The sequence below is a fragment of the Janibacter zhangyanbonis genome (assembly GCF_050507325.1).
In the GTDB taxonomy this organism is placed as follows: domain Bacteria; phylum Actinomycetota; class Actinomycetes; order Actinomycetales; family Dermatophilaceae; genus Janibacter.
Window position 1 is genome coordinate 2,086,869 of the sequence record NZ_CP191481.1, and the last position, 24,933, is coordinate 2,111,801.

Annotated in this window: 24 protein-coding genes and 2 tRNA genes; 14 read left to right on the forward strand and 12 right to left on the reverse strand. The window is 71.8% G+C overall.

The genetic code is table 11. The features are described from left to right. Positions 1 to 36: 36 nt before the first annotated feature. The 6 genes from fabF (at position 37) to ACQBJO_RS10180 (ending at position 6,114) form a co-directional block, all read left to right on the forward strand. Complete coding sequence (gene fabF, locus ACQBJO_RS10155) at positions 37 to 1,287, forward strand: beta-ketoacyl-ACP synthase II (RefSeq protein ID WP_421009018.1); 1,251 nt, start codon at positions 37 to 39, stop codon at positions 1,285 to 1,287. Then, positions 1,284 to 2,723: an acyl-CoA carboxylase subunit beta gene (locus ACQBJO_RS10160; RefSeq protein WP_427801061.1), complete on the forward strand. Its 1,440-nt coding sequence runs from the start codon at positions 1,284 to 1,286 to the stop codon at positions 2,721 to 2,723. Before fabF ends, ACQBJO_RS10160 begins: the two co-directional genes overlap by 4 nt. 105 nt (positions 2,724 to 2,828) lie before the next feature. Continuing rightward, the gene (locus ACQBJO_RS10165; RefSeq protein WP_255183692.1) at positions 2,829 to 3,602 is read left to right on the forward strand and encodes an amino acid ABC transporter ATP-binding protein; all 774 of its coding nucleotides are present in this window, start codon (positions 2,829 to 2,831) and stop codon (positions 3,600 to 3,602) included. Between the two features lie 31 nt (positions 3,603 to 3,633). Further along, positions 3,634 to 4,470 carry a glutamate ABC transporter substrate-binding protein gene (locus ACQBJO_RS10170; RefSeq protein ID WP_421009017.1) on the forward strand — a complete coding sequence of 279 codons (837 nt, stop codon included), beginning with the start codon at positions 3,634 to 3,636 and terminating at the stop codon, positions 4,468 to 4,470. A gap of 91 nt (positions 4,471 to 4,561) precedes the next feature. Further along, positions 4,562 to 5,242 carry an amino acid ABC transporter permease gene (locus ACQBJO_RS10175; protein ID WP_255183694.1) on the forward strand — a complete coding sequence of 227 codons (681 nt, stop codon included), beginning with the start codon at positions 4,562 to 4,564 and terminating at the stop codon, positions 5,240 to 5,242. Then, positions 5,239 to 6,114: an amino acid ABC transporter permease gene (locus tag ACQBJO_RS10180; protein ID WP_421009016.1), complete on the forward strand. Its 876-nt coding sequence runs from the start codon at positions 5,239 to 5,241 to the stop codon at positions 6,112 to 6,114. The genes ACQBJO_RS10175 and ACQBJO_RS10180 overlap by 4 nt, the downstream gene beginning before the upstream one ends. Positions 6,115 to 6,203: 89 nt before the next feature. Here ACQBJO_RS10180 and ACQBJO_RS10185 read toward each other — a convergent pair whose 3' ends face one another. Next, entirely contained in the window at positions 6,204 to 6,716 is a 513-nt protein-coding gene (locus ACQBJO_RS10185) for a DUF3145 domain-containing protein (RefSeq protein WP_255183698.1), read from the reverse strand. A gap of 243 nt (positions 6,717 to 6,959) precedes the next feature. Between ACQBJO_RS10185 and ACQBJO_RS10190 the strand changes: the two genes are divergently transcribed. The 3 genes from ACQBJO_RS10190 (at position 6,960) to ACQBJO_RS10200 (ending at position 8,602) form a co-directional block, all read left to right on the forward strand. Beyond that, positions 6,960 to 7,036, forward strand: a tRNA-Ile gene (locus tag ACQBJO_RS10190). A gap of 165 nt (positions 7,037 to 7,201) precedes the next feature. Beyond that, positions 7,202 to 7,765, forward strand: a complete 564-nt coding sequence (locus ACQBJO_RS10195) for an AMIN-like domain-containing (lipo)protein (protein ID WP_421009070.1) — start codon at positions 7,202 to 7,204, stop codon at positions 7,763 to 7,765. A 168-nt stretch (positions 7,766 to 7,933) separates the two neighbouring features. Then, entirely contained in the window at positions 7,934 to 8,602 is a 669-nt protein-coding gene (locus ACQBJO_RS10200; RefSeq protein WP_421009015.1) for a hypothetical protein, read from the forward strand. 18 nt (positions 8,603 to 8,620) lie between these two features. Here ACQBJO_RS10200 and ACQBJO_RS10205 read toward each other — a convergent pair whose 3' ends face one another. Further along, the gene (locus tag ACQBJO_RS10205; RefSeq protein WP_421009014.1) at positions 8,621 to 9,154 is read right to left on the reverse strand and encodes a glycine cleavage system protein R; all 534 of its coding nucleotides are present in this window, start codon (positions 9,152 to 9,154) and stop codon (positions 8,621 to 8,623) included. Between the two features lie 57 nt (positions 9,155 to 9,211). On the opposite strand from ACQBJO_RS10205, the gene ACQBJO_RS10210 reads away from it, so the two are divergent. Further along, complete coding sequence (locus tag ACQBJO_RS10210) at positions 9,212 to 10,168, forward strand: transporter substrate-binding domain-containing protein (RefSeq protein WP_421009013.1); 957 nt, start codon at positions 9,212 to 9,214, stop codon at positions 10,166 to 10,168. Between the two features lie 51 nt (positions 10,169 to 10,219). On the opposite strand, the gene ACQBJO_RS10215 is transcribed toward ACQBJO_RS10210, so the two are convergent. From ACQBJO_RS10215 to ACQBJO_RS10250, 8 genes are all read right to left on the reverse strand, one after another. Beyond that, a tRNA-Asn gene (locus ACQBJO_RS10215) sits at positions 10,220 to 10,295 on the reverse strand. Positions 10,296 to 10,359: 64 nt separating this feature from the next. Further along, complete coding sequence (locus ACQBJO_RS10220; RefSeq protein WP_421009012.1) at positions 10,360 to 11,358, reverse strand: isopenicillin N synthase family dioxygenase; 999 nt, start codon at positions 11,356 to 11,358, stop codon at positions 10,360 to 10,362. After that, positions 11,358 to 11,831, reverse strand: a complete 474-nt coding sequence (locus ACQBJO_RS10225) for a hypothetical protein (RefSeq protein ID WP_421009011.1) — start codon at positions 11,829 to 11,831, stop codon at positions 11,358 to 11,360. Before ACQBJO_RS10225 ends, ACQBJO_RS10220 begins: the two co-directional genes overlap by 1 nt. A 35-nt stretch (positions 11,832 to 11,866) precedes the next feature. Then, the gene (gene dnaG, locus ACQBJO_RS10230) at positions 11,867 to 13,789 is read right to left on the reverse strand and encodes a DNA primase (protein ID WP_421009010.1); all 1,923 of its coding nucleotides are present in this window, start codon (positions 13,787 to 13,789) and stop codon (positions 11,867 to 11,869) included. 65 nt (positions 13,790 to 13,854) lie between these two features. Further along, on the reverse strand, positions 13,855 to 14,217 hold the full coding sequence (locus ACQBJO_RS10235) for a hypothetical protein (RefSeq protein ID WP_421009009.1): 363 nt from the start codon (positions 14,215 to 14,217) through the stop codon (positions 13,855 to 13,857). Next, positions 14,214 to 14,486 carry a DUF6406 domain-containing protein gene (locus ACQBJO_RS10240; RefSeq protein ID WP_421009008.1) on the reverse strand — a complete coding sequence of 91 codons (273 nt, stop codon included), beginning with the start codon at positions 14,484 to 14,486 and terminating at the stop codon, positions 14,214 to 14,216. Before ACQBJO_RS10240 ends, ACQBJO_RS10235 begins: the two co-directional genes overlap by 4 nt. A 14-nt stretch (positions 14,487 to 14,500) precedes the next feature. Further along, complete coding sequence (locus ACQBJO_RS10245) at positions 14,501 to 15,577, reverse strand: C2 family cysteine protease (RefSeq protein ID WP_421009007.1); 1,077 nt, start codon at positions 15,575 to 15,577, stop codon at positions 14,501 to 14,503. A gap of 70 nt (positions 15,578 to 15,647) precedes the next feature. After that, positions 15,648 to 16,880, reverse strand: a complete 1,233-nt coding sequence (locus ACQBJO_RS10250) for a deoxyguanosinetriphosphate triphosphohydrolase (RefSeq protein ID WP_421009006.1) — start codon at positions 16,878 to 16,880, stop codon at positions 15,648 to 15,650. Between the two features lie 111 nt (positions 16,881 to 16,991). On the opposite strand from ACQBJO_RS10250, the gene ACQBJO_RS10255 reads away from it, so the two are divergent. After that, entirely contained in the window at positions 16,992 to 20,366 is a 3,375-nt protein-coding gene (locus ACQBJO_RS10255; RefSeq protein ID WP_255183709.1) for a pyruvate carboxylase, read from the forward strand. 3 nt (positions 20,367 to 20,369) lie between these two features. Here ACQBJO_RS10255 and dusB read toward each other — a convergent pair whose 3' ends face one another. After that, on the reverse strand, positions 20,370 to 21,605 hold the full coding sequence (gene dusB / locus ACQBJO_RS10260; RefSeq protein ID WP_255183710.1) for a tRNA dihydrouridine synthase DusB: 1,236 nt from the start codon (positions 21,603 to 21,605) through the stop codon (positions 20,370 to 20,372). A gap of 49 nt (positions 21,606 to 21,654) precedes the next feature. On the opposite strand from dusB, the gene ACQBJO_RS10265 reads away from it, so the two are divergent. The 3 genes from ACQBJO_RS10265 to ACQBJO_RS10275 are packed head-to-tail and all read left to right on the forward strand — an operon-like array spanning position 21,655 to position 24,171. After that, on the forward strand, positions 21,655 to 22,608 hold the full coding sequence (locus ACQBJO_RS10265; RefSeq protein WP_255183711.1) for a cation diffusion facilitator family transporter: 954 nt from the start codon (positions 21,655 to 21,657) through the stop codon (positions 22,606 to 22,608). After that, entirely contained in the window at positions 22,605 to 23,426 is an 822-nt protein-coding gene (locus tag ACQBJO_RS10270; RefSeq protein ID WP_421009005.1) for a sulfurtransferase, read from the forward strand. Before ACQBJO_RS10265 ends, ACQBJO_RS10270 begins: the two co-directional genes overlap by 4 nt. Positions 23,427 to 23,448: 22 nt before the next feature. Continuing rightward, entirely contained in the window at positions 23,449 to 24,171 is a 723-nt protein-coding gene (locus tag ACQBJO_RS10275; RefSeq protein ID WP_255183713.1) for a dienelactone hydrolase family protein, read from the forward strand. Positions 24,172 to 24,185: 14 nt separating this feature from the next. Here the strand turns inward: ACQBJO_RS10275 and ACQBJO_RS10280 are convergent, their stop codons facing one another. Further along, a complete protein-coding gene (locus ACQBJO_RS10280) occupies positions 24,186 to 24,932 on the reverse strand; it encodes an alpha/beta fold hydrolase (protein ID WP_421009004.1) in 747 nt (248 codons plus the stop codon). Position 24,933: the final 1 nt, after the last annotated feature.

Sequence of the window (24,933 nt, forward strand, 5' to 3'; positions counted from 1 at the left end):
CGCCCGGCCGCGTCCACCGACCCACAGGAGCCCCGCATGTCCTCTCCCCGACCCACCGTCGTCGTCACCGGCGTCGGAGCCACGACCCCGCTCGGCGGCACCGCCGAGGAGACCTGGCAGGCACTGCTCGCCGGCCGTCCCGGCGCGCGCGCCCTCGACGCCTCCTGGGTCGAGGAGTTCGAGCTGCCGGTGAGCTTCGCCGCGCAGCTGACCACCCCCGTGTCCGAGGTGCTCAAGAAGGTCGAGACCAAGCGCCTCGACCCCTTCGCCCAGTACGCCCTCGTCGCCGCCCGTGAGGCGTGGACCAACGCCGGCTCCCCCGAGGTCGAGCCGGAGCGCCTCGCCAGCGCCGTCGGCACCGGCATCGGTGGCGTGCAGACCCTGCTCACCGCGTGGGAGGCCCTGCGCACCAAGGGCCCTCGTCGCGTCTACCCGCTCTCGATCCCGATGCTCATGCCCAACTCGGCGTCCGGAACGGTCTCCCTGGAGTTCGGCGCCCGGGCCGGTGCGCACACCCTCGTCTCCGCCTGCTCCTCCGGCGCCGAGTCGATCGGCTACGGCGCCCAGCTCATCCGTGACGGCAAGGCCGACGTCGTCATCGCCGGTGGCTCCGAGGCCTCGATCCACCCGCTGCCCATCTCCGGCTTCGCCGCGATGCAGGCGCTCTCCACGCGCAACGACTCCCCCGAGACCGCCTCGCGCCCCTACGACTCCGACCGTGACGGCTTCGTCCTCGGCGAGGGCGGCGCGATCCTCGTCCTCGAGTCCGAGGAGCACGCCCGCGCCCGCGGCGCCGACATCATCTGCACCCTCGCCGGCTTCGGCGTGAGCGCCGACTCGCACCACATCGCGGCCCCCGAGCCCGAGGGCGCCGGCGCCTCCCGCGCCATGGCCGACGCGGTCCGCGACGCCGGGGCCACCCCGGCCGACCTCGTGCACATCAACGCGCACGCGACGTCGACGCCCGTCGGCGACGTCGCCGAGGTCGCCGCGATCCGCCGGGCCTTCGGCGCCGACGCCGACCACATGGCCATCAGCGGCACGAAGTCGATGACCGGCCACCTCCTGGGAGCCGCCGGGGCCCTGGAGGCGATCTTCGCCGCGCTGTCCGTGCGCGACCGGGTCGCGCCGCCGACGATCAACATCGAGAACCTCGACCCGGCGGTCGACCTCGACATCGTCCGCGACACCCCTCGCCCGCTCGGCGACGGTGATCTGCTCGTCCTCGACAACAGCTTCGGCTTCGGCGGGCACAACGTCGCCCTCGCCTTCGGGACGCACTCGTGACCCGCCAGCCCAATGCCGCCTCCGCCGCGGTCGGCAAGCGCGTCAAGGTCCCCCGCGAGCAGGACCCGCGCAACCCCAACCACCGCATCGCGGCCTTCGTCGACGAGGGCTCGGTCGAGCTGCTCACGCCCGACGACGACTCGGGCATGCTCGCCGCGACGGGCACCGTGGGCGGCCAGCCGGTCGTCGTCTTCGCCTCCGACGCGACGATCATGGGCGGCGCCATGGGCGTCGCCGGCTGCAAGGTCGTCGTCGCCGCCTACGAGCGCGCCCTCGCCGACGGCGTCCCCGTCGTCGGCCTGTGGCACTCCGGCGGGGCGCGCCTGCCCGAGGGGGTCGTCTCGCTGCACGCCGTCGGCGAGGTCTTCGCGATCATGACCCGCGCGTCGGGCAAGATCCCGCAGATCTCCGTCGTCATCGGCGCCGCGGCCGGCGGTGCCGCCTACGGTCCCGCCCTCACCGACATCGTCATCCTCGCCCCCGAGGGCCGCATCTTCGTCACCGGACCCGATGTCGTCCGGTCGGTCACGGGCGAGGACGTCGACGCCCTTCGCCTCGGTGGTCCCGAGCCGCACGGCCGCCGCTCCGGCGTGGTCCACGTGCTCGCCGAGTCGATCGACGACGCCTACGGTCGGGCCGGCACGCTGTGCCGGCTGCTGAGCAGCCAGGGCGACTTCGACCTCGACGCGGTGACCGACGTCGACCTCGCCGAGCAGCTGCCCGAGTCGGCCAAGCGCGCCTATGACGTGCACCCGCTCGTCGAGCAGCTCCTCGACAGCGGCGAGGTGCAGGAGCTCCACGGCCGCTGGGCACCCAACATCGTCACCACCCTCGGCCGCATGGGGGGACGCACCGTCGGCGTCATCGCCAACAACCCCATGCGCCTGGGCGGCTGCCTCGACTCCTCCTCCGCGGAGAAGGCGGCGCGCTTCGTGCGCATGTGCGATGCCTTCGGCGTCCCGCTCGTCGTCCTCGTCGACGTGCCCGGCTACCTGCCCGGCGTCGGCCAGGAGTGGGACGGCGTCGTGCGAAGGGGTGCCAAGCTCCTGCACGCCTTCGCCGAGGCCGTCGTCCCCCGGGTCACCGTCGTCACCCGCAAGACCTACGGCGGTGCCTACATCGCGATGAACTCGCGCTCGCTCGGCGCGACGAAGGTCTTCGCCTGGCCGGAGGCGCACGTGGCCGTCATGGGCTCGGTCGCGGCCATCCGCATCCTGCACCGCCGACGGCTCGCCGAGGTCGACGAGTCGGAGGTCGCCGAGGTCGAGCAGCAGCTCGCCGACGAGCACGACCGGCTCTCGGGCGGTCTGCCGCGAGCGGTCGAGATCGGTGTCGTCGACGAGATCGTCGAGCCCACCCGCACCCGCTCGGCCGTCGCGACGGCCCTCGCGGAGGCGCCTGCTCGCCGCGGCGAGCACGGCAACATCCCGCTCTGACGAGCCCAGCCCACGCCGCGCCGGCGTGACCGGAGTGTCTCACTCAGGTCACGTCGGCGCGCGTGCGTGACCACGGGCACACTCGGGCGGGATAGGTTCGGTCGCATGCCGAGCGACACCGCGCCCCGCGAGACCGGGACCCACGAGCCCCTCGTCGTCCTCACCGACGTCAACAAGCACTTCGGGCAGCTCCACGTGCTCAAGGACATCAACCTCACCGTCGGCCGAGGCGAGGTCGTCGTCGTCATCGGGCCGTCCGGGTCGGGCAAGTCGACGCTGTGCCGCACGATCAACCGGTTGGAGACCTTCGAGTCGGGCAGCATCACCGTCGACGGCAAGCCCCTGCCCGAGGAGGGCAAGGAGCTGGCCCGGCTGCGCGCCGACGTCGGCATGGTCTTCCAGTCCTTCAACCTCTTCGCGCACAAGACGATCCTCGACAACGTCACGCTCGGTCCGATCAAGGTGCGCAAGAAGTCCAAGGCCGAGGCGACCGCCCGGGCCAAGGAGCTGCTCACCCGGGTCGGCGTCGACGCCCAGTCCTCGAAGTACCCCGCCCAGCTCTCCGGCGGCCAGCAGCAGCGCGTCGCCATCGCCCGCTCCCTCGCCATGGACCCCAAGGTCATGCTCTTCGACGAGCCGACGTCGGCCCTCGACCCCGAGATGATCAACGAGGTCCTCGACGTCATGACCCAGCTCGCGCAGACCGGCATGACGATGATCGTCGTCACCCACGAGATGGGCTTCGCCCGGCGCGCGGCCGACCGGGTCGTCTTCATGGCCGACGGGCAGATCGTCGAGACGGCGACGCCCGAGGAGTTCTTCACCAACCCTCGCAGCGATCGCGCCAAGGACTTCCTCGGCAAGATCCTCAGCCACTGACCAGCGCACGACCCAACCAGGAGGAACAACCATGATGACGCGACGACTCGGCGCAGCAGGAGCAACCCTCGTCCTCGCCCTGGGCCTGGCGGCCTGCGGCGGCGACAGCGGGGGCGGGAGCGGATCCGGTGGCTCCGGAGACGACAGCAGCATCAAGATCGGCATCAAGTTCGACCAGCCGGGTCTCGGCCTGAAGGAGGGCAACACCTACTCCGGCTTCGACGTGGACGTCGCCAACTACGTGGCCAAGGAGCTCGGCAAGACGGACGTGCAGTTCGTCCAGGCCCCGAGCAAGCAGCGCGAGGACCTCATCGCCACCGGCCAGGTCGACCTGATCTTCGCGACCTACTCGATCACCGACGAGCGCAAGGAGAAGGTCTCCTTCGCCGGCCCCTACTTCATCGCCGGCCAGGACCTCCTCGTCGCCACCGACGCCAAGATCACCGGGCCCAAGGACCTCGACGGCAAGAAGCTGTGCTCGGTCACCGGCTCCACCTCCGCGGAAAACGTCAAGAAGGAGGTCCCGGGCGTCAACCTCCAGGAGTTCGACACCTACTCCAAGTGCGCCGAGGCGGTCTCCAAGGGCCAGCTCGACGCGCTGACGACCGACGACACGATCCTCGCCGGCTACGCGGCCCAGGACCAGTACAAGGGCAAGCTCAAGGTCGTCGGTGCGCCCTTCTCCGAGGAGCGCTACGGCGTCGGCCTGAAGAAGGGCGACACCGAGTTGTGCGAGCAGGTCAACGAGGCGCTGACCAAGATGGTCGACGACGGCGAGTGGGACAAGGCGGTGGAGAAGAACTTCGGGCCGGCCGGCTTCGAGGTCGACTCCAAGACCAACCCGCCGAAGCTCGACGCCTGCTCCTGACCGGGTGGACGAAGGGGGCCGGCCACCTGCGCGAGGTGCGCTCGGCCCCCTTCGTCCCACCGCTGACGACGCCATCGACAAGGAGTAGTGGATGAGCGAGCTCTTCCAGCAGTTCGACGTGTGGGGAGCCTTCTGGCTGACGATCAAGCTGGCCGTCTTCTCCCTCGCGGGGGCTCTCGTGCTCGGCACGATCATCGCCATCATGCGGGTCTCGCCGGTGGCGATCTTCCGCTTCGCCGGGGCGGCCTACGTCAACATCGTGCGCAACACCCCGCTGACGCTGATCCTCACCTTCACGATCATGGTCATGCTCTACGACCTGGGCATCAACCTCGCCGACGAGAACAGCCCGACGTCGATCACCGACAACGGCGTGCGCTGGGCGATCGTCGGACTCGTCGTCTACCACGCCTCCTTCGTCTGCGAGGCGATCCGCAGCGGCATCAACACCGTGCCGCCGGGCCAGGCCGAGGCCGCCCGCTCGATCGGCCTGGGCTTCACGCAGAACCTGCGCCACGTCGTGCTGCCGCAGGCGATCCGCGGGTCCATCGCGCCCCTGGCGTCGGTGACCATCGCGCTCATCAAGAACACGACCGTCGCGGCGGCCATCGGCGTCGCCGAGACCGCGGCCTTCATGAGCGAGGCGATCGAGCTGCGGGCCGACCTCAACTACGTGACCTTCGCCCTCGTGGCCGGCTTCTTCCTGCTCCTCACCCTGCCGATCGGCATCGGGCTGACGAGCCTGTCGCGGCGGATGGCGGTGAAGCGATGAGCACCCAGACCGTCCTCTTCGACAACCCCGGCCCCAAGGCGCGGATGCGCTACCGGATCATCGCCGTGCTCGGCCTGCTCGTCGCCGCAGCGATCCTGTGGGTCGTCGTCGGCAAGCTCAACGAGTACGAGGAGTTCTCCGGCGCGAAGTGGTCGCCCATGGCCACCTGGGAGACCTGGCGCTACTACCTGCTCCTCGGGCTGTGGAACACCGTCAAGGCGGCCGCCCTGTCGGTCCTCGGCGCGAGCATCTTCGGCTTCGTCTTCGGCTCGGGCCGGCTGTCGGGCCACCGGGTCATCCGCTGGCTCAGCGGCGCGGTCGTCGAGTTCTTCCGCGCGATCCCCGTGCTGATCATGATGATCTTCTTCTTCGGGATCTACGCCTACAACGGCGTCTTCTCGGCGGAGATCAACCCGCTGGCCGCGGTCGTCACGGCGCTGACCCTCTACAACGGTGCGGTCATGGCCGAGCTGCTGCGCTCGGGCGTGCACTCGCTGCCCTCCGGCCAGCGCGAGGCCGGCCTGGCGGTGGGGCTGTCGCCGGGTCAGGTGCTGCGCTCGATCCAGATCCCACAGGCGGTCACCGCCATGCTGCCGGCGCTGGTCAGCCAGCTCGTCGTCATCCTCAAGGACACCGCGCTCGGCACCGTCATCACCTATCCGGAGCTGCTGCAGCAGGGGCAGAACCTCTCGTCGCTGCACTCCAACATCTTCGCCGCGCTCGTCGTCGTCGCGATCGTCTTCATCGTCGTCAACTGGGGCCTGACCTCGCTCGCGGGCCTGCTCGAGCGGCGAATCAACCGTCGTGGACGCACCGCTGGTGATGCTCTCGCGACCGCCCCGACCGCGGCCGGAGCCGCCGCCGACGACTGACCGTCGGACCGTCATCAGGGCATGGCGAAGGGGGCTGCGCCAAGGAGGGTGCGCAGCCCCCTTCGATCATGGGGCGTGGGTGGGTCCGGTCAGCCGACCTTGTGCAGCCACCGGACGGGGGCACCGTCGCCCGCGTGGCGGAATGGCTCGAGCTCGGCGTCCCAGGCGTCGCCGAGGAGCTCGCCGAGCATGTCCTCGACGGCCTCACCGGCGCCCTGGGCGAGGGTCATGACCTCACGCAGGCGGTTTTCGTGCAGGACGACGTCGCCGGACGCGCTGATCGTCGCGTGGTGGATGCCGAGGGTGGGCGTGTGGCTCCAGCGGGAGCCGTCGAGCCCCGGCGTGGGCTCCTCGGTGACCTCGTAGCGCACGTTGTCCCAGCCGCGAAGGGCGGAGGCCAGCTTGGCGCCGGTGCCGGGCTCCCCCGTCCAGGAGAACTCGGCACGCTTGAGCGACCGGCCGAGCTGCTGCTCGGTCCAGTCCAGTGACACAGCCTGATCCAGCACGGACTCGAGCGCCCACGTGATGTGGGGGCACAGGGCCGTCGGGGTGCTGTGGATGAACACCACACCTCGGGTGCTGATGCGCTTTCCTGCAGACATCCTGATCCTCCTTGAGTGCGATGGACGTCTTCCCCAACGCCAGGCACTCCCTGCAAGGACCGAACGGCTGCGGCGCAATGACACTCTGCGGCGTGCTGCTCGAGCGATATGTGCACGCGAACGTGCTTGTGCGGCCATTGTGCCCCAACTACCACAGGAGCACCAGCCCTCACCGTGGCCCCTCCCTCACCACGTGTCGCGCGGCGTGACGGGGTAACCTCACGCCGTCGCCTGCGGGCGAAGGGGGCCATAGCTCAGTCGGTCAGAGCAGCGGACTCATAATCCGTCGGTCCTGGGTTCAAGCCCCAGTGGCCCCACCACACTCACCGTCTCCAACTCCGCAAGACCCCAGGGTGTTGCGGAGTTGCCGTTCGGCGACAGCCTCTCGCGCACCGGTCTGGCCGGGAGCATCCTTGGTGGATGCGGCGACAACGGTGCCGCCGCCCGAGTCAGGGGATGTGGGCGTCATGAGCAGGACGAGATCGATGAGAGCGCGGCTGGCAGCCGCGACGTGCGCGGCGGCGATGGCCGTCGCGGGAGGCGCTCTGGCGAGCGCACCGGCGCAGGCGAAACCGACTGCGGCGCAGACGAGCACGGCGTGCTCGACCAGCTGGGGTTCCTGGGCCAAGCAGGCCCCGACGATGTCGTGGTCGCAGATCACCAACGCACGAGCCGGTCGGCACACCTGCTTCGACCGCTTCGTCGTCGACCTGCGCGGAACGCTGCGCGGTTACGACGTGCGCTACGCGCCCGTCTACACCGAGGGCCAGGGCAAGCGGGTGTGGCTCAAGGGCGACGCCGACCTGCGGGTCATCGTGCGCGGCCCGGCCTACGACAGTCGCGGTCGGGCGACCTACGACCCCCGCTCGAAGCTCAACGCGGTCGACGTGACCGGCTTCCGGACCTTCCGCCAGATCGCCTTCGCGGGCAGCTTCGAGGGGCAGAGCACCTTCGGCATCGGCACGCGGGCCCGCCTGCCGATGCGCGCCTTCATCACGCCCACGACGGGAGGTTCGCGACTCGTCGTGGACGTCGCGCACACCTGGTGACCGGCCGCGCACTGAGCACGTGCAGCGAGGGGTGAGTGGCCTCCTGACCGAGGCGTCCGACAAAGATCCCGATGGGGTCTGGTGGTTGTCGGCGGCTGGCTCTAATCTTCTCCTCGGTCGGGGGGCTGCCCCGCCACACTCCCTTCGCTCATCCGAGGTCATCCACCCATGCTCAAGCGCGCCGCGGCTGCCGCCGCCCTCTCCCTCGTCCCCATCGCGGTCACCGCGGTCCCGGCCCAGGCCGCCTACTCCTGCGGGATCACCGTCCCCAGCAAGGTCTCGATCACCAGCTACTACCGGACGATCACCGGCAAGTACAGCCAGGGGTGCCTCCTGTACGCGGAGGACGCTGCGTGGAGCGTCGTCCACCCGACCCAGGGCCCCGAGGACATGTTCTGGTTCGACGGTGCGTCCAGCGAGTCCCTCGACTGGTACAGCTGGGAGCCGCTCGGCACCTACACGGTTCAGCCCGAGGGCGCCTTCGACTACAACTACAACGACATGACCCAGAACACGACGAAGATGACGGTCAAGCTCGGCGCCCGCCAGACGATCAGCACCAGCCGGGCGGGCAGCTACGTCACGGTCAAGGGGACCGCCACCCGCTACTCCCCCAACTCCTACCCGAGCGGCTTCCGCGCCTGGTCGGGCACCAAGGTCACCCTCCGGCAGAAGACCTGCTCCTCCTGCTCCTGGAAGTGGGTCAAGTCCGGCACGACCGACCGCTACGGCCGGGTGACGCTCAAGGCCTATGCCTCCACCGCGCGCTACTGGCAGCTCGCGACGGCCGACACCAGCACCACGTGGGGTCGCGCCTCCTCGTCGGCCAAGCGCTGAGGCGGATCGGCCTGTCCCTCAGTCCTCCTCGTCGTGGGGGCTGAGGGTCAGGTCGACCATGATCTCGGTGGCGAGCCGCTCGAGGTCGGCCTGCAGCGCGTCGAGGTCGGTGCCGGCGGGCACCGTCGCGACGGCGATCGCCTCGAAGAGCCGTCCGCCCGCCATCGGGGCATCGCTCGTCGTGCTCACGAGCTCGGCGACGCTCAGCCCGTGCTGGGCGAGCACCCCCGAGACCGCACCGACGATGCCGGGGCGGTCGTTGCCGAGCAGCTCGACGCGCACGTCCTGGCCGCCCCCAGCCGGGTCGGCGGGCGCACTACCGTCGTGGACGGTGACGTCGAGCAGACCCTGCAGGGGCTCGAGCGCGGTGCGCAGCGCATCGGCCCGGTCGCTCGGCACCGAGACGACGACGATGCCGGCGAACTTGCCCGCGAGCTCGCTCAGGTGGCTGCGCTCCCAGTTGCCACCGCCGGTCTCGATGACGTCGGCGAGAGCCTTGACGAGTCCGGCGCGGTCGTCGCCGATGACGGAGAGGACGAGTGTCGTGGTCACACCTGCAGCCTAGTCACCGGGCTGCGAGGATGGGCACGTCCGACGAAGGGGGACGACGTGCGCCGTGTCCGTGCGCTGGCTGCCGCCGCCATCGGCGCTGCCCTGCTCACCGCGTGCGTGCGACCCGTCGACGTCGACCCGACGGGCAGCGGCCAGCCCCCCGAGACCGGGTCCACCTCGACGCTCACGCCGTCGAGCACGTCGGGACCGAGCCGCAGCCTGCACGCGACCGACCTTCCCCGCACGCTGCGGGTGGCCATCTCCTACGACCAGCCGGGCGTCGGCCTGCGCGAGGGCAGCAGCTACAGCGGGCTCGACGTCGACGTCGCCCGCTACGTCGCGCAGTACCTCGGCATCTCGCGGATCAGCTTCGTCCGGGCCGTCACCGACCAGCGCGAGACGCTCCTCGAGACCGGTCAGGCCGACCTCGTCCTCGCGGCTTACTCGATGACGCCGGAGCGAGCCGACGACGTGACCTTCGCCGGGCCCTACCTGGCGACCGGGCAGGACCTGCTCGTGCGCGCCCGCAGCACGATCAGCTCGCCACGGCAGCTGCGTGGCTTCACCGTCTGCACCGTCCAGGGGTCACGCTCGACCGACGAGCTCGTCGACGCCTACCCGGGCCTGCACCTGACCGTGCAGCCGACGATCTCCGACTGCGTCGCCATGCTGCAGCAGGACAAGGTCAAGGCGGTCACGTCCGACGCGGCGATCCTCCTCCCCTTCGCCCGGGAGTCGAGGGGACGTGACCGGCTGCGCCTGACCGGCCGGCTCTTCACCCAGGAGCGCTGGGGCGTCGCCATGCGGCGCGAGGACACCGTCCTGTGCGAGGACGTCAATGATGCGCTCGCGGACATGGTCGAGACCGGTGCGTGGCGGCGGGCAGTGCGCGCCAACCTCGGCACCAGCTGGAGTCTGCCGACCCGCACCCTCACTCCCCCGACGCTGGGCGACTGCCCCGCTCCGCGCTCCCCCAGCCCGAGCGGGTCCGACGGCCCTCCGACCTCGAGCTGAGGCGGCATGCGAGAGGCCCGCAGTCCGTGTGGACGTGCGGGCCTCTCGTGCTGGCTCCCCCGGTTGGACTCGAACCAACAACCCTCCGGTTAACAGCCGAATGCTCTGCCAATTGAGCTACAGGGGATCGCGCCGAAGCGCTGCGCCACCATAGCAAGAAGGTGGCCGCGACACGAAAACGGGGGGCCGGATCAGTCCGGCGTGTCCACCAGGTCGGGGTGGTGGATCGCCGCGACGTCCGGGTGGGCCCGCAGACGGGCCTTGAGCAGGTTGTCGCCGTAGCGCGCGGAGATGACGTTGGACGCGTCCTGGGTGATGCCACGGGCGGCCTGCGCCAGCTCCGGACGAAGGGGGACGACCGGCACCTCGGCGTCGAGGCCGGGGTTGAAGAAGAAGGGGATGGACAGCCGCTCGGTGCCGACGGGCGGCGCCGTCACCCGGTGCGACGTCGCCCGCAGGTAGCCGTCGGTGACGGCCTCCATGAGCTCGCCGATGTTGACGACGAAGCAGTCGTCGGTCGGGGGCACGTCGATCCAGCCGTCGTCGGTCTCGACCTGCAGACCGGCCTTGCCCGGCTCGATGAGCAGCAGGGTGAGGAAGCCGGGGTCCTTGTGTCCGCCCACGCCCTGCGAGACGCCGGCCGCGCCCGGGTAGCGCACGAGCTTGAGCAGCGTCGACGCGTCGTCGAAGGTCGACGCGAAGTGGTCGGCCGGCGCCCCGAGCGAGAGCGCCCACTGCGACATCAGGCGTCGGCCGATGTGGCCCAGGCGCTCGGTCCACGCCTCGATGACGGTGCGCAGCCGCGGCAGCGCGGCAGGCCACTGGTTGGGCCCGTCGAGCCGCAGGTAGGGCGGATCCGCGACGACGGGCGCCGGCCGCTCCGGGCCGATGTCGATCTGCTCCCGGTGGTCGACCTGCCCCTGGGTCAGCTCGCCCCCCAGACGCGTCCACCCGCGGAACTGCGCGCTCCTCGTCATCTCGATCGCGCGCTTGTCCTCCTCGGGGAGCGCGAAGAAGGCCCGCGCCGTGTCGAAGAGCTCGTCGACGACCGCACGGTCGATGCCATGGCGCAGGTGGAAGAAGCCGACCTCGTGGGTCGCTCGACGCAGCTCGTCACGGAAGCGCTCGACCGCCTCCGGGCCGGCGTCGAGATCGGCGAGGTCGAGGACGGGCAGCTCGTTGACTGTCATCAGGCCTCGCGCCCGACCTGCTCCGCCAGCCGCGCTGCGACCTCCTCGGTCGCGGCCACGAGCTGCGGGTCGTCGGGGTCGCAGCCCCGCCCGACGATCGTCTGGGCGAGGACCCGCCCGGACTCGAGGTCCTTGCGCAGGACGACCCGTGCCCGGCGCGCTCGGTCGATCGTGACCTCCTCGACGAGGACGACGCTCGCCTGCACCCGCTCGTGGAAGGCGTCAGGCACCCCACCGGGCTCGGGGATCGTCCAGCTGCCCGCCGGCCCGCCGTCGACCCAGGTCACGGTGAGCACGTCGGTGTCGGGGTCCCAGCGGCCCCGGTCGACGAGGTGCCAGGCCCTCCCTTCGTCCAGCGGACCGCCGGGGACCACGAGCCGGTACGAGGTGATGACGACGACCTCGTCACCGGCCGCCGCCGTCGCGAGGACCCGCTCGCCGCGGCCGAGCTCGACACCTGGGGGGACGGGCACCGCTCGTGAGCGCTGCCACCGGGACCACACGGGTCTCACACGATCTCCTCGCGCAGCGCGGCGCGCTGCCGCTCGAGCGACTGCAGGGACAGGGACAGGTCACGCAGCGCCGAGGGGTCGGCGCTCGGGTCTGCCGCCAGGCGGCGCATCTGCGACATCGCGTCGGAGATGCGTCGGCTGACGGCCACCTCGCGCACCCTCACGAGCAGCGAGCGGGTGTAGCTCGCCGGCGGCAGACCGGTCGACTGGTCGTGGACCACCGGCAGCGGCGCCACCGACAGCTCGGCGAGCAGCGAGGAGACGGCGAGCGGCGTCGCCTCGTCGACGAGGGCGTGCCACGCCGTCTGCGCCTGCCCCTCGAGCAGCGGTCCGACGGAGCGGATCGCGTCGAAGACCGCCCGGTGCGCCGGGGCCGAGAAGGACTCCGGCTCGACGGCGTCGAGATCGGCGGACGTGAAGAGCGAGGGGTGCTGCAGGATCGACTGGAGCAGCTGGCGCTCGGCCATGACGATCGGGTCGCGCAGATCGGGCGCCGGCACGCCGCCGGCCGCCTCCGCGGCCGTCGGCTCGGGGGCCTCCTGCTGGGTGCGGTGCTCCCCCTTCGCCTCGTCGCGCGCCTGGATCCGCCCGGCGCGGGTCACGGCATCGCGCATCTGCTCGACCTCGACCCCGACCCAGCCGGCGACGGTGCGCACGTACTCCGGGCGAAGGGAGGAGTCGCGGATGCTGTTGATGATCGGCGCGACGGCGCCCATGCCCCGCACCCGGCCCTCCGCCGTGTCGAGGTCGAAGCGGGTCAGCGTCGTGCGCACCGCGAACTCGAACATCGGGACCGCGTCGGCGACGAGCTCGCGCACCGCGAGGTCACCCTCCCGCAGTCGCAGGTCGCAGGGGTCCATGCCCTCGCGGGCCACGGCCACGAAGCTCTGGCTGGCCCACTTGTCGTCCTGGGCGTAGGCCTTCATCGCGGCCTTCTGCCCCGCGGCGTCGCCGTCGAAGGTGAAGACCACCTTGGCCGGCGCCAGGTCCGCCTCGTCGCGCACGATGCGCCGGATGACCTTGATGTGGTCCTCGCCGAAGGCCGTGCCGCACGTCGCGACCGCCCCCTCGACCCCCGACAGGTGTGCCGCCATGACGTCGGTGTAGCCCTCGACGACGACGACCTGGCGCTCGTCGCGGATCGCCTTCTTGGCCAGGTCGAGCCCGTAGAGGACATTCGACTTCTTGTAGATCGGGGTCTCGGTGGTGTTGAGGTACTTGGCCCCGATGCGGTCGTTGTCGTAGAGGCGCCGCGCGCCGAACCCGATCGTGTCGCCGGTGATGTCGCGGATCGGCCAGATGAGCCGGCCACGGAAGCGGTCGTAGAGCCCCCGCGAGCCCTTGCCGCAGAGCCCGCCGATGGTCAGCTCGTCGTCGGTGAAGCCCTTGCCCCGCAGGTACCGGGCGAGCTCCTCGCCGCCACGCGGCGCGTAGCCGATGCCGAAGAGCTTGGCCTCGGGCGAGGCGAAGCCCCTCTCCCGCAGGAAGTCCCGCCCGATGCGCGCCTCGGGCGAGCCGAGCAGCCGCTCGTGGTAGAACTCCGCCGCCGCGCGGTGCGCCTCGAGCAGTCGACCGCGCTTGCCCAGGCCGACGCCGTCGCGCGGACCGCCGCCCTCCTCGTAGCGCAGCTCCATGCCGAGCTTGCCCGCGAGGCGCTCGACGGCCTCGGCGAAGGTGAGGTGGTCGAGCTTCTGCACGAAGGAGATGACGTCGCCGCCCTCCCCGCAGCCGAAGCAGTGGTAGGCCCCCACGGTCTCGCGCACGGTGAAGCTCGGGGTCTTCTCGTCGTGGAAGGGGCACAGCCCCTTCATCGAGCCGATGCCCGCCGGGCGCAGGGTGACGTGCTCACGGACGACGTCGGTGATCGAGGAGCGCTCCTTGACCGCCTGCACGTCCTCCGCGCGGATCCGTCCCGCCACGGGCCACCTCGCTCCCTGCTCGCTCGTGGGGTCGAGTGTAGGCGGAGGTTCTGACGACGCGGAGGTCAGCCGTCGGCCGGGACCACCATGACGTGCCCACCCATGCTGCCCGGGCTGTCGCCGTCCTCCTCGGACCACACCGCCTCGACGCGATAGCTCGCCCCGGCGATGTCCACGGTTGCTCCCTCGCTCACGTCCGTCGCCTCCGACGGGCCGTCGACGGTGATGCGCAGCGTCGCGTCGTCGCCCTCGACGTCGGTGGCGACCACGGACGTCCCGTCCACGGTGCCCGGCTGGTTCTCGACCAGCACCACTGCGCCCTCGGGCGTGCTCTCGGGGGCGGAGTCCCCGTCGTCACCGCACGCGGCGACCGTCAGGGCCACCAGTGGCACGAGAGCGAGCGCCCGCACTCCCCGCACCGTGCTCACCGGGCGGCACCGTCCACCACGGAGAGGGTGACGCGACCGGACGCACGCCCCGGCCGCCCGGCGTCGCCGCCGCCGGTGATCTCGTCGACGTGCAGGGCGCGATCCCCGAAGGGCACCGTGTCGCCCGCCCCGACCTGGTGCCTGACCATCGGCTCACCGGGCGGCTCGACGATGACCGTGGCCGCCCCCTCGTGGACGTTGGCGGCGATGAGGCGCATGCCCCATGCCGGGGTCGGGATGTTCTGCTGCAGCGTGATCGTCGTGTCCATCGCCTCTCCTGCACTCACTTGGTCGACCCGACGTCGAGACGGGCGAAGTTCTTCTCGAACTCCTCGTAGCTCATGGTGATCGGTGCCTCACCCTTGCCCCACGGGTTCTGCACGGTGACCTCGCCGGTCTCGGGGTTGACGTCGGTGACGGTGTAGGCGTGGTTGCTCACGAGGTCGCCGTCCGAGTGCTTCTTGCCGTCGCCGTCGGTCGAGGCGACGACGACGCCGCCGTCGTCGAGCTTCGCCTGCAGGTCCGAGGCGCCGGGGAAGTCCTTGTCGTCCCAGGGCATGAGCCCCTCGTCGTAGGTCTCCACCTCGTTGCCCGTCATGGCCTCGATGGCCTTGGCGGGCCAGTCGCCGTCGAGGTCCTCGTAGTCCCCGCCGAACTCCTTGGCCATGGCCTTCTCGTAGAGCAGGGGCCACATCTCGCGTCCGCCGCCGTCGTTGTTGGCATACACCGGCTCGCCGTTGGGACCGACCGGCAGCTTGCCGTCGACCGTGACGACGAGCGGCTCCCCATCGCGGTAGAGGGTGACGTCGTAGGTCCCGTCCCCGTTGTCCTTGATGTTCTTCTCGATCAGCTCCTGGCCCGAGGGCGTGCCGGCGATGCCCTTCATCGAGCTGATCAGCCAGCAGTCACCCAGGGCACCCTGCTTGACGTCGTCGGGCTCGACCCCGCCCTCGTCGATCAGCGGGCCGTCGACGTCCTTGTACTCGGCGTCCTTGGTGTCGTCCTTGATGTCGGGGTTGGAGGAGCTGACACCGTCGCCGTCCCCACCGGGGCCTCGAGGGCCGCCCCCGCCACCTCCGCCGCCTCGGCGGTTGCCGCTGGCCTCGTCCTGCTGGTCGGCCTGGGCGCGCATCCGCTCCCCGAAGGAGCGCAGCGTCTCGGCCGTCTCGTCGCACTGACCCCCCGCCTGCGTCCACCCCTGCGAGAAGAACTCCGTGTCCGGCCCCTGCCACGCCTCGACGAGCCTGCTCATCGAGGCCGATCCGTCCTGTGCCACGCCGGTGAGCTGCTTCGACTGCAGCACGAGCTGTTCGGCGATCTGGCGCATGCGCGCCACGTCCATGCCGTCGGTCAGTGTCATCGTGGTCCCCTGTCTGTGTGATCAGGAGACTAGCGACGCCACACTGCCGAGACGAGGGGGAGCACTCCCCCTAGTGGCAGTGCTGCGCGTGCAGGGCGAGCGCCCGCACGTCGGTCAGGCCCGCCACCTGGTCGACCACGACCCGTAGACGGGCCGCGTCGTCGGGCGCCGCAGCGAGGTCGCTGCGCAGGTCGGCGTCGAGCCGTCCCTCGGGGTCGGCGGCGAACCACGCCGCGAGGTCGGCGACGACCTGCCGCTGGTGGGCGTACTCGTCATCGCGCTCACCGGTGAACATGACGAAGTGGGCGGCCACCGCCTTGAGCACCGCGACCTCGGCGCGCGAGTCCTCGGGCACGACGAGGCGGGCGTCGTAGCGGCCGAGGTCGCCGGGCCCGTGCACGGCACGGGTCGCCTGCTCCGCCGCGTGGACGAAGCGCCCGATGAGTCGTGAGGTCATGTCCTTGAGCCCCGCGAGCCCGGCCCGCGAGCGGTCGTAGCCGTCGGGCACGGCACCGGTCGCGAGCAGCCTCTCTAGACCCTCGGCGAGCGCGTCGCGCCCCAGGTCGCGGGCGAAGTGCTCGGCCGCCACGTCGACGACCGCCCCGCTGTCGTCGGCATCGCGCAGTCGGCGCAGGTCCAGCCGCCCGGAGGCGATCGCGTCCTCGACGTCGTGGACGGAGTAGGCGACGTCGTCGGACCAGTCCATGACGTCGGCCTCGAGGCAGCGCACGAGCCCGCCGGGGCTCCCTTCGCGCATCCAGTCGAAGACCGGCAGGTCGTCCTCGTAGACCCCGAACTTCGGCGTGGGCGCCGGCCCGTGGCCGCGCCGCCACGGGTACTTGGTCGCCGCGTCGAGGCTGGCGCGGGTGAGGTTGAGCCCGGCCGGGCGTCCGTCGGGGTGCACGCGCTTGGGCTCGAGCCGGGTGAGGATGCGCAGGGTCTGCGCATTGCCCTCGAAGCCACCGATGTCCGCGGCGACCTCGTCGAGCGCCGTCTCGCCGTTGTGGCCGAAGGGGGGATGCCCCAGGTCGTGCGCGAGGCAGGCCACCTCGACGACGTCGGCCGCGCAGCCCAGCGCCCCGCCGAACTCACGCCCGATCTGGGCCACCTCGAGGCTGTGCGTCAGCCGGTTGCGGACGAAGTCGTCGCTGCCGGGCCCGAGCACCTGCGTCTTGGCCGACAGTCGCCGCAGCGCGGCGGAGTGGATCAGCCGGCCGCGGTCACGGGCGAAGTCGTCACGGTCGGCCCGCTTGTGCACCGGGTCCTCGGAGACCCACCGCTCGCGGTCGCTCAGGCTGCTCACGCTGGCGAGCCTACGGCCCGGCGCGCCGTCTCCCTTCGCGGAACCCCCGATCACCGGGTCCGGCAGGTCAGTAGCCTCGGGTGACGCCCGCCACACCCCCGGAGGTCCCCCGTGTTCCACAAGATCCTCGTCGCCAACCGAGGCGAGATCGCCATCCGCGCCTTCCGCGCCGCCACCGAGCTCGACGCGACCACCGTCGCGGTCTACCCGATCGAGGACCGGCTCTCCGAGCACCGGATGAAGGCCGACGAGGCCTACCTCATCGGTGAGGAGGGGCACCCGGTCCGGGCCTACCTCGACCACGAGGACGTCGTGCGCGTGGCTCGTGAGGCCGGGGTCGACGCGATCTACCCCGGGTACGGGTTCCTGTCGGAGAACCCCCAGCTCGCCGAGGAGTGCGCCCGGCACGGCATCACCTTCATCGGTCCCCCGGCCACGGTCCTCGAGCTCACCGGCAACAAGGCGCGTGCGATCGCGGCGGCCAGGGCCGCCGGTCTGCCGACGCTGCGCGGTGCCGAGGCCACGACGGACCTCGACGCCCTCGCGGCGGCCGCCGAGGAGATCGGCTTCCCGGTCTTCGTCAAGGCCGTGAGCGGCGGTGGCGGTCGCGGCATGCGCCGGGTCGAGCGAAGGGAGGACCTCCGGGACGCGCTGGAGGCCGCCCAGCGCGAGGCCGAGTCGGCCTTCGGCGACCCGACGCTCTACCTCGAGGAGGCCGTGGTCAACCCGCGGCACATCGAGGTCCAGGTCGTCGGTGACGCCAGCGGTGAGGTCCTCCACTTCTTCGAGCGGGACTGCTCGGTGCAGCGGCGCCACCAGAAGGTCGTCGAGATCGCCCCGGCGCCCAACCTCGACCCCGACCTGCGCGAGCGGATGTGCGCCGACGCGGTGCGTTTCGCGAAGTCCATCGGCTACGTCAACGCCGGCACCGTCGAGTTCCTCCTCGGCGAGGACGGCCGCTACGTCTTCATCGAGATGAACCCGCGCATCCAGGTCGAGCACACCGTGACCGAGGAGGTCACCGAGGTCGACCTCGTCGTCATGCAGCTGCGGATCGCGGCCGGCGCGACCCTCGCCGAGCTCGGCATGCGCCAGGAGGACATCGGCACGCACGGCTTCGCCCTGCAGTGCCGGATCACGACCGAGGACCCGGCCAACGGGTTCCGCCCGGACTCGGGCACGATCTCCGCCTACCGCTCCGCCGGCGGCTCCGGGGTGCGCCTCGACGGCGGCACGACCTTCGTCGGCGCCGAGGTGAGCGCCCACTTCGACTCGATGCTCGTCAAGCTCACCTGCCGCGCCCGCACCTTCCCGCTCGCGGTCCGTCGGGCCCGGCGGGCGCTCGCCGAGTTCCGCGTCCGCGGGGTGGCGACCAACCTGCCCTTCCTCGAAGCGGTGCTCGCCGACCCCGACTTCCAGGCCGGCCGGGTGACGACGAGCTTCATCGACGAGCGCCCCGAGCTGCTCGCGGCCCCCACGGGCAAGGACCGGGCGACCAAGCTGCTCACCTACCTCGCCGACGTCACGGTCAACCAGCCGCACGGCCCGCGCACGAGCGACCTGCGCCCCCGGACCAAGCTGCCGACGTTGCCCGAGGGCGAGCGCCCCGAGGGTAGCCGTGACCGCCTCCTGCGTCTGGGCCCCGCCGGATTCGCCGCCGACCTGCGCTCCCGCACCGACGTCCCGGTGACCGACACGACCTTCCGCGACGCCCACCAGTCGCTGCTCGCCACCCGGGTGCGCACCCGTGACCTGCTCCACGTCGCCGAGCACGTCTCCCGGCTCACCCCGCAGCTGCTGTCCGTCGAGGCCTGGGGCGGCGCGACCTACGACGTCGCCCTGCGCTTCCTCCACGAGGACCCGTGGGAGCGGCTCTCGGCCCTGCACGAGGCGATGCCCAACGTCGCCCTCCAGATGCTCCTGCGCGGGCGCAACACCGTCGGCTACACGCCCTACCCGACGAGCGTCACCGACGCCTTCGTCGCCGAGGCCGCCCGCACCGGCCTGTCGATCTTCCGCATCTTCGACGCGCTCAACGACGTCGACCAGATGCGCCCCGCGATCGAGTCTGTGCTCGCGACCGACACCGCGGTCGCCGAGGTCGCCCTGTGCTACACCGGCAACCTCCTCGACCCGGGCGAGGAGATCTACACGCTCGACTACTACCTGCGCCTGGCCGAGCGGATCGTCGACGCCGGCGCGCACGTCCTGGCGATCAAGGACATGGCCGGGCTGCTGCGCGCCCCCGCGGCGGCCCGCCTGGTGACCGCGCTGCGCGAGCGGTTCGACCTCCCGGTGCACCTGCACACCCACGACACCGCAGGCGGCCAGATCGGCACCCTCCTCGCGGCGATCGGGGCCGGCGTCGACGCCGTCGACGCGGCGAGCGCGACGATGGCCGGCACCACCTCGCAGCCCTCGCTGTCCGCCCTCGTCGCGGCGACCGACGGCACGGACCGGCCGACCGGCCTGGACATCGAGCAGGTCTTCGCGCTCGAGCCCTACTGGGAGGGCGTGCGGCGCCTCTACGCGCCCTTCGAGTCCGGGCTGGCCTCCCCCACCGGCCGTGTCTACCGGCACGAGATCCCCGGCGGGCAGCTGTCCAATCTGCGCCAGCAGGCGATCGCGCTCGGGCTCGGGGAGCGCTTCGAGGAGGTCGAGGACATGTACGCGGCGGCCGACGCGATGCTCGGCCACATCGTCAAGGTGACGCCGAGCAGCAAGGTCGTTGGCGACCTCGCGCTCTCCCTCGTCGGCCTCGGTGCGGACCCGGCGCAGTTCGAGGCCGACCCGGCCCGCTTCGACATCCCCGACTCGGTCATCGGGTTCCTCCGTGGCGACCTCGGCGACCCGCCCGGCGGGTGGCCCGAGCCCTTCCGCAGCAAGGCGCTCGAGGGTCGGCGCGAGCAGCCTCCGACCGCCGACCTCACCCCCGAGCAGGAGCAGGCACTGCGCGACGCCCCGCGCGAGACGCTCAACGAGCTGCTCTTCCCCGGCCCTACCCAGGAGATGCGCACCGCCCGGGCGAGCTTCGGCGACACCTCGGTGCTCGACACCGGCCTCTTTCTCCACGGCCTCGAGCAGGGGCGCGACGACGAGGTCGAGATCGAGCCGGGCAAGACCCTGACGATCGGCCTGAGCTCGGTGAGCGAGCCCGACGAGCACGGGATGCGCACCGTGATGGGCACGGTCAACGGTCAGCTGCGGCCGGTCCAGGTCCGCGACCGCGGCGTCGACGCAGAGGTCGTCGCGGCCGAGAAGGCCGACCCGGGCGCCTCCGGTCAGGTCGCGGCCCCCTTCGCCGGGGTCGTCACGGTTCAGGTCGCCGAGGGCGACGAGGTCGAGGCGGGCGCCACCGTCGCGACGATCGAGGCGATGAAGATGGAGGCCGGCATCACGACCCCCGTGGCGGGCACGGTGCGCCGGCTCGCGGTCGGCGCACGCCAGCAGGTCGAAGGGGGCGACCTGCTCGTCGTCGTGGAGTGAGGGTCAGCCGCCGTCGGCGACGGACTGCTCGGCGGCGGCGACCTGCGCCCGCTGGGCCTCGTCGAGCTCGCGCGAGGCCAGCCAGTTCTCCGGCAGGGCGACGACGCGCGAGGAGCCGGCACGACCACGCTGGCCCTCGGCGGCCTCCCCCGGCCAGGGGCTCGACAGGTCCATCGTGTCGATGAGCCGGTCGAGCGCGGCGAGCGAGTCGACGAGCGCGAGCTGGTTGCGCACGGTCGAGCCGGCGGGAAACCCCTTGAGGTACCACGCGATGTGCTTGCGGATGTCGCGGCAGGCGCGCAGCTCGTCGCCGGCGTAGAAGTCGGTGAGCAGCTCGGCGTGCCGGCGCAGCGTCGCGGCGACCTCGCCGAGGGTCGGCGTGACACGCACCTGCGCCCCCGCGAAGGCGGCGGACAGGTCGGCGAAGAGCCACGGTCGGCCGAGGCAGCCGCGACCGACGACGACCCCGTCGCAGCCGGTCTGCTCCACCATCGCCAGTGCGTCCTCGGCCGACCAGATGTCACCGTTGCCGAGGACCGGCACCTCGGTGATCGTCTCCTTGAGCAGCTTGATCGCCGACCAGTCGGCTTGGCCCGAGTAGGCCTGCGAGGCGGTGCGACCGTGCAGGGCGACCGCGGCGACACCCTCGTCGACGGCAGCGCGGGCGGCCTCGAGGTAGGTCAGGTGCTCGTCGTCGATGCCCTTGCGCATCTTCACGGTGACGGGGACGTCCCCCTTCGCCCCCTCGGTGACGGCGGCGGAGACGATGGCGCGGAAGAGGTCACGCTTCCACGGCAGTGCCGCTCCCCCGCCCTTGCGGGTCACCTTGGGCACCGGGCAGCCGAAGTTGAGGTCGATGTGGTCGGCCCGGTCCTCGGTGACGAGCATCCGCACGGCGGCGGCGGTCGTCGCCGGGTCGACGCTGTAGAGCTGCACGCTGCGCGGCCGCTCGTCCTCGTCGTGCTCGATGAGGCGCATCGACTCCGGCGTGCGCTCGACGAGCGCGCGCGAGGTGACCATCTCGTTGACGTAGAGGCTGCTCGCGCCGGTCAGCCCGCTCGCGGCGAGCCCGGCGTCGCCGGCCTCGCGGCACAGGCGACGGAAGGCGCGGTTGGTGATGCCGGCCATCGGTGCCAAGACGACCGGCGAGTCGATGACATGCCGGCCGATGCGAAGGGGAGGCAGCACGCGCTCCCCCGTGGTGGCGGGGGCGGTGGGGTCAAGGATCTGGGTGGTCATCGCGCCACCCAGTGTCTCACCGCAGTGGCGAGGAGGGACAATCGCGGACATGAACACCGCCACCCCGCGCCCGAACCTCGAGCGCTATGCCTGGTTGTCGGTCGCCGCGGCCCTCGCGACGATCGCGCTCAAGACCGGCGCGTGGTGGATCACCGACTCGGTCGGCCTGCTCGCCGACGCCGCCGAGTCGATCGTCAATCTCGTCGCCGCGATCGCCGCACTCGTCGCCCTGCGGGTCGCGGCGCGCGCTGCCGACGACAACCACCACTTCGGCCACAGCAAGGCGGAGTACTTCTCGGCGGCCATCGAGGGCGGGATGATCTTCGTCGCCGCGACCTTCATCATCTGGCAGTCCGTCGGTCGCCTGCTCACCCCGCAGCCGATCGAGCAGGCGGGCACCGGTCTGGCGATCTCGGTGGTCGCATCGGTCATCAACGGCGCGGTCGCCGTGGTGCTGCTGCGGGCCGGCCGAGAGCACCGGTCCATCACCCTGCGGGCGGACGGCCAGCACCTGCTCACCGACGTGTGGACCTCCGTCGGTGTCGTCGTCGGCGTGCTGCTCGTCGTGCTCACCGGCATCGACTGGCTCGACCCGGTCGTCGCCCTGCTCGTCGGCGCCAACATCATCTGGACGGGGTGGAAGCTCGTCAGCGAGTCCAGCCGCGGCCTCATGGACGAGTCCCTCTCCCCCGAGACCAATGCCCGCATCGCGGCGGCCCTCGACCGGCACCGCAGCGACGACATCGACATCCACGGGCTGCGCACCCGAGGCGCCGGGCACCTGTCCTTCGCCGAGATGCACGTGCTCGTCCCGGGAGCCTGGTCGGTGCGTCGCGCCCACGACCACGTCGAGGAGATCGAGCGCGCTCTCGAGGCGGAGTTCGAGGACCTGTCCGTGACGACCCACATCGAGCCCCGAGAGGACCCGCGCGCCTACGACGACTTCGGCGACTACGAGGTCCCGATCCGACCCCTGACCCCCGAATCCGAGGAGACCCCGTGACCGCCCTGATCACCGCCGACGACCTGCAGCACGAGATCACCGAGGACGACCTCGTCGTCCTCGACGTCCAGTACACGCTCACCGGCGACGGGCCTCGCCTCTACTCCGAGGGCCACGTGCCGGGCGCTCCCTTCGTCGACCTCGACACGGTCCTCGCCGGCCCCGCGGGCGAAGGGGGGCGGCACCCCCTGCCCGACGTCGAGACGCTGCAGGCCGGCCTGCGCGCGGCCGGTCTCGACGACGACTCGCGCGTCGTCGTCTACGACCAGGGCACCTCGCTCGGCGCCGCCCGGGCGTGGTGGGTCCTGCGGTGGGCCGGGGTCGAGGACGTGCGCGTCCTCGACGGCGGACTGGCCGCATGGCGCGCCGCCGGCGGCACCGTGGTCACCGAGCCGGTGAGCCCGGAGCCGGGCGAGGTCCACCTCGAGGCCGAACAGCTCGTCGAGCTCGACGCCGAGGACGCCGTCGCCACGGCCAAGCTCGGGGTGCTCATCGACTCCCGCTCGCCGGAGCGCTTCCGCGGCGAGAGCGAGCCGATCGACCCGGTCGCCGGCCACATCCCCGGCGCCGTCAACGTGCCGATGAGCGACCTCGTGCAGCCCGAAGGGCGGCTGCGGCCGGCGCGCGAGCTGCGCGAGCGTTTCGCCCGCGAGGACATCGACGAGGTGACCGTCGTCGGTACCTACTGCGGCTCGGGAATCACCGCGGCCCACACCGCCCTCGCCCTGCACGAGGCGGGCGTCGACGCCGACGTCTACGTCGGCAGCTGGAGCGAGTGGATCACCGACCCGGGCCGCCCGGTCGCCACCGGCGCCTGAGCCGCGGTCCTAGAGTGGCCGGATGGGCTCCGTGACTCCTGACCAGCGCACCGTCGTCCCCGTCGACGGGGGCGAGCTGCCCGTCCAGGTCTTCCTGCCGCCGAGCGGCAGCGGACCGGGTCTGGTCGTCTGCCAGGAGATCTTCGGCGTCACCGACTACATCCGCTCCCGGGCCCGGGACCTCGCCGACCTCGGCTACGTCGTGCTCGTGCCCGAGTCCTACTGGCGCCTGGGCAGCCCGGTGATCGGCGAGGACGCCGACCACCTCGAGGAGGCCATGGGCGCCGCCGGGAGACTCGACTGGGGGCAGACCGTCGCCGACACCGTCGCCGCGACCCGGGTGCTGCGCGAGCGCCCCGAGGTCACCGGCCCGGTGGGGCTGCTCGGCTTCTGCTTCGGCGGCGGACTCGCCTGGGCGACGACGGCTGCGCTCACGCAGGCCGGTGAGCCGCCGGCGGCGCTCGTCGCCTACTACGGCTCCCAGATCCCGACCCTGCTCGAGCTCGCCGACCTCGTGCGGGTCCCGCAGCTGCACCACTGGGGAACCGCCGACCAGTTCATCCCCGTCGAGGGGGTCGCCGCCGTCGAGGCCGCCACGCGGGGCGATGCGACGACCTTCGTGCGGCACGAGGGTGCCGGGCACGCCTTCGACAATCCCACCCCGGTCTTCCACCACCCACAGGCCTCCGCCGAGGCCTGGGCGCACACCGGCGAGTGGCTCGCCGAGCAGCTCCCGCCGGCCTGAGCCGCCGCGCCGGCTCAGGCCGGCAGGCCGGAGACGAACTCGGCGATCGCCCGGGCCACGGGCAGCGGGTGGGTCATCGGCGCGAAGTGCGTGGCCCCCGGCACGTGGACGACCTCGAGGTCCTGACGCAGGCGACGGGCCCTCCCTTCGCCGACGCGGAACTGGTCGAACTCGCCGTTGACCGCGAGGATCGGCACGTCGACATCGGTGAGCGACCCCAGGTCGACCTCGTCGATGACCGCGTCCCACGCGTCGGGGATCGCCGCGAGGCCCGGCCCGCGCTCGAGGACGGCTGTAGCGGTCCGCTCACCGATGATCCGACGCAGCGACGCGGCATCCGCCTCGCGGATGCGGGGGGCGCGCCGCTCGTCACCCAGGCCGGTCCGCAGCGCGGAGGCCATCGACCGGTAGACGCCCGCGAGCCGGGAGCTCGGCTCGGCGGTCGAGCCCATGAGCACCAGACCGGCCAGGACCATGTGATGCTGCGCGGCCCACTCCATCGCGACGTACCCGCCGAGGCTGTGGCCCGCGAGCACCACCCGGTGCCGGCCGGGGTCGAGCTCGGCCACGCCCCGGCTGACCGCCTCGAGCGCGCCCTCCATGGTGAAGGGCAGCTCGGCGGCCAGCCCGTGGCCGGGCAGGTCGACGTGGTGGCACACGATCCGCCCGAGGAGCGCCTCCTCGAGCGGGATCCACGCCGCGGCGTTGAGCCGACTGCCGTGGACCAGCAGGAGTCGGATCGGCGCCCCGGCTCGGCTCATG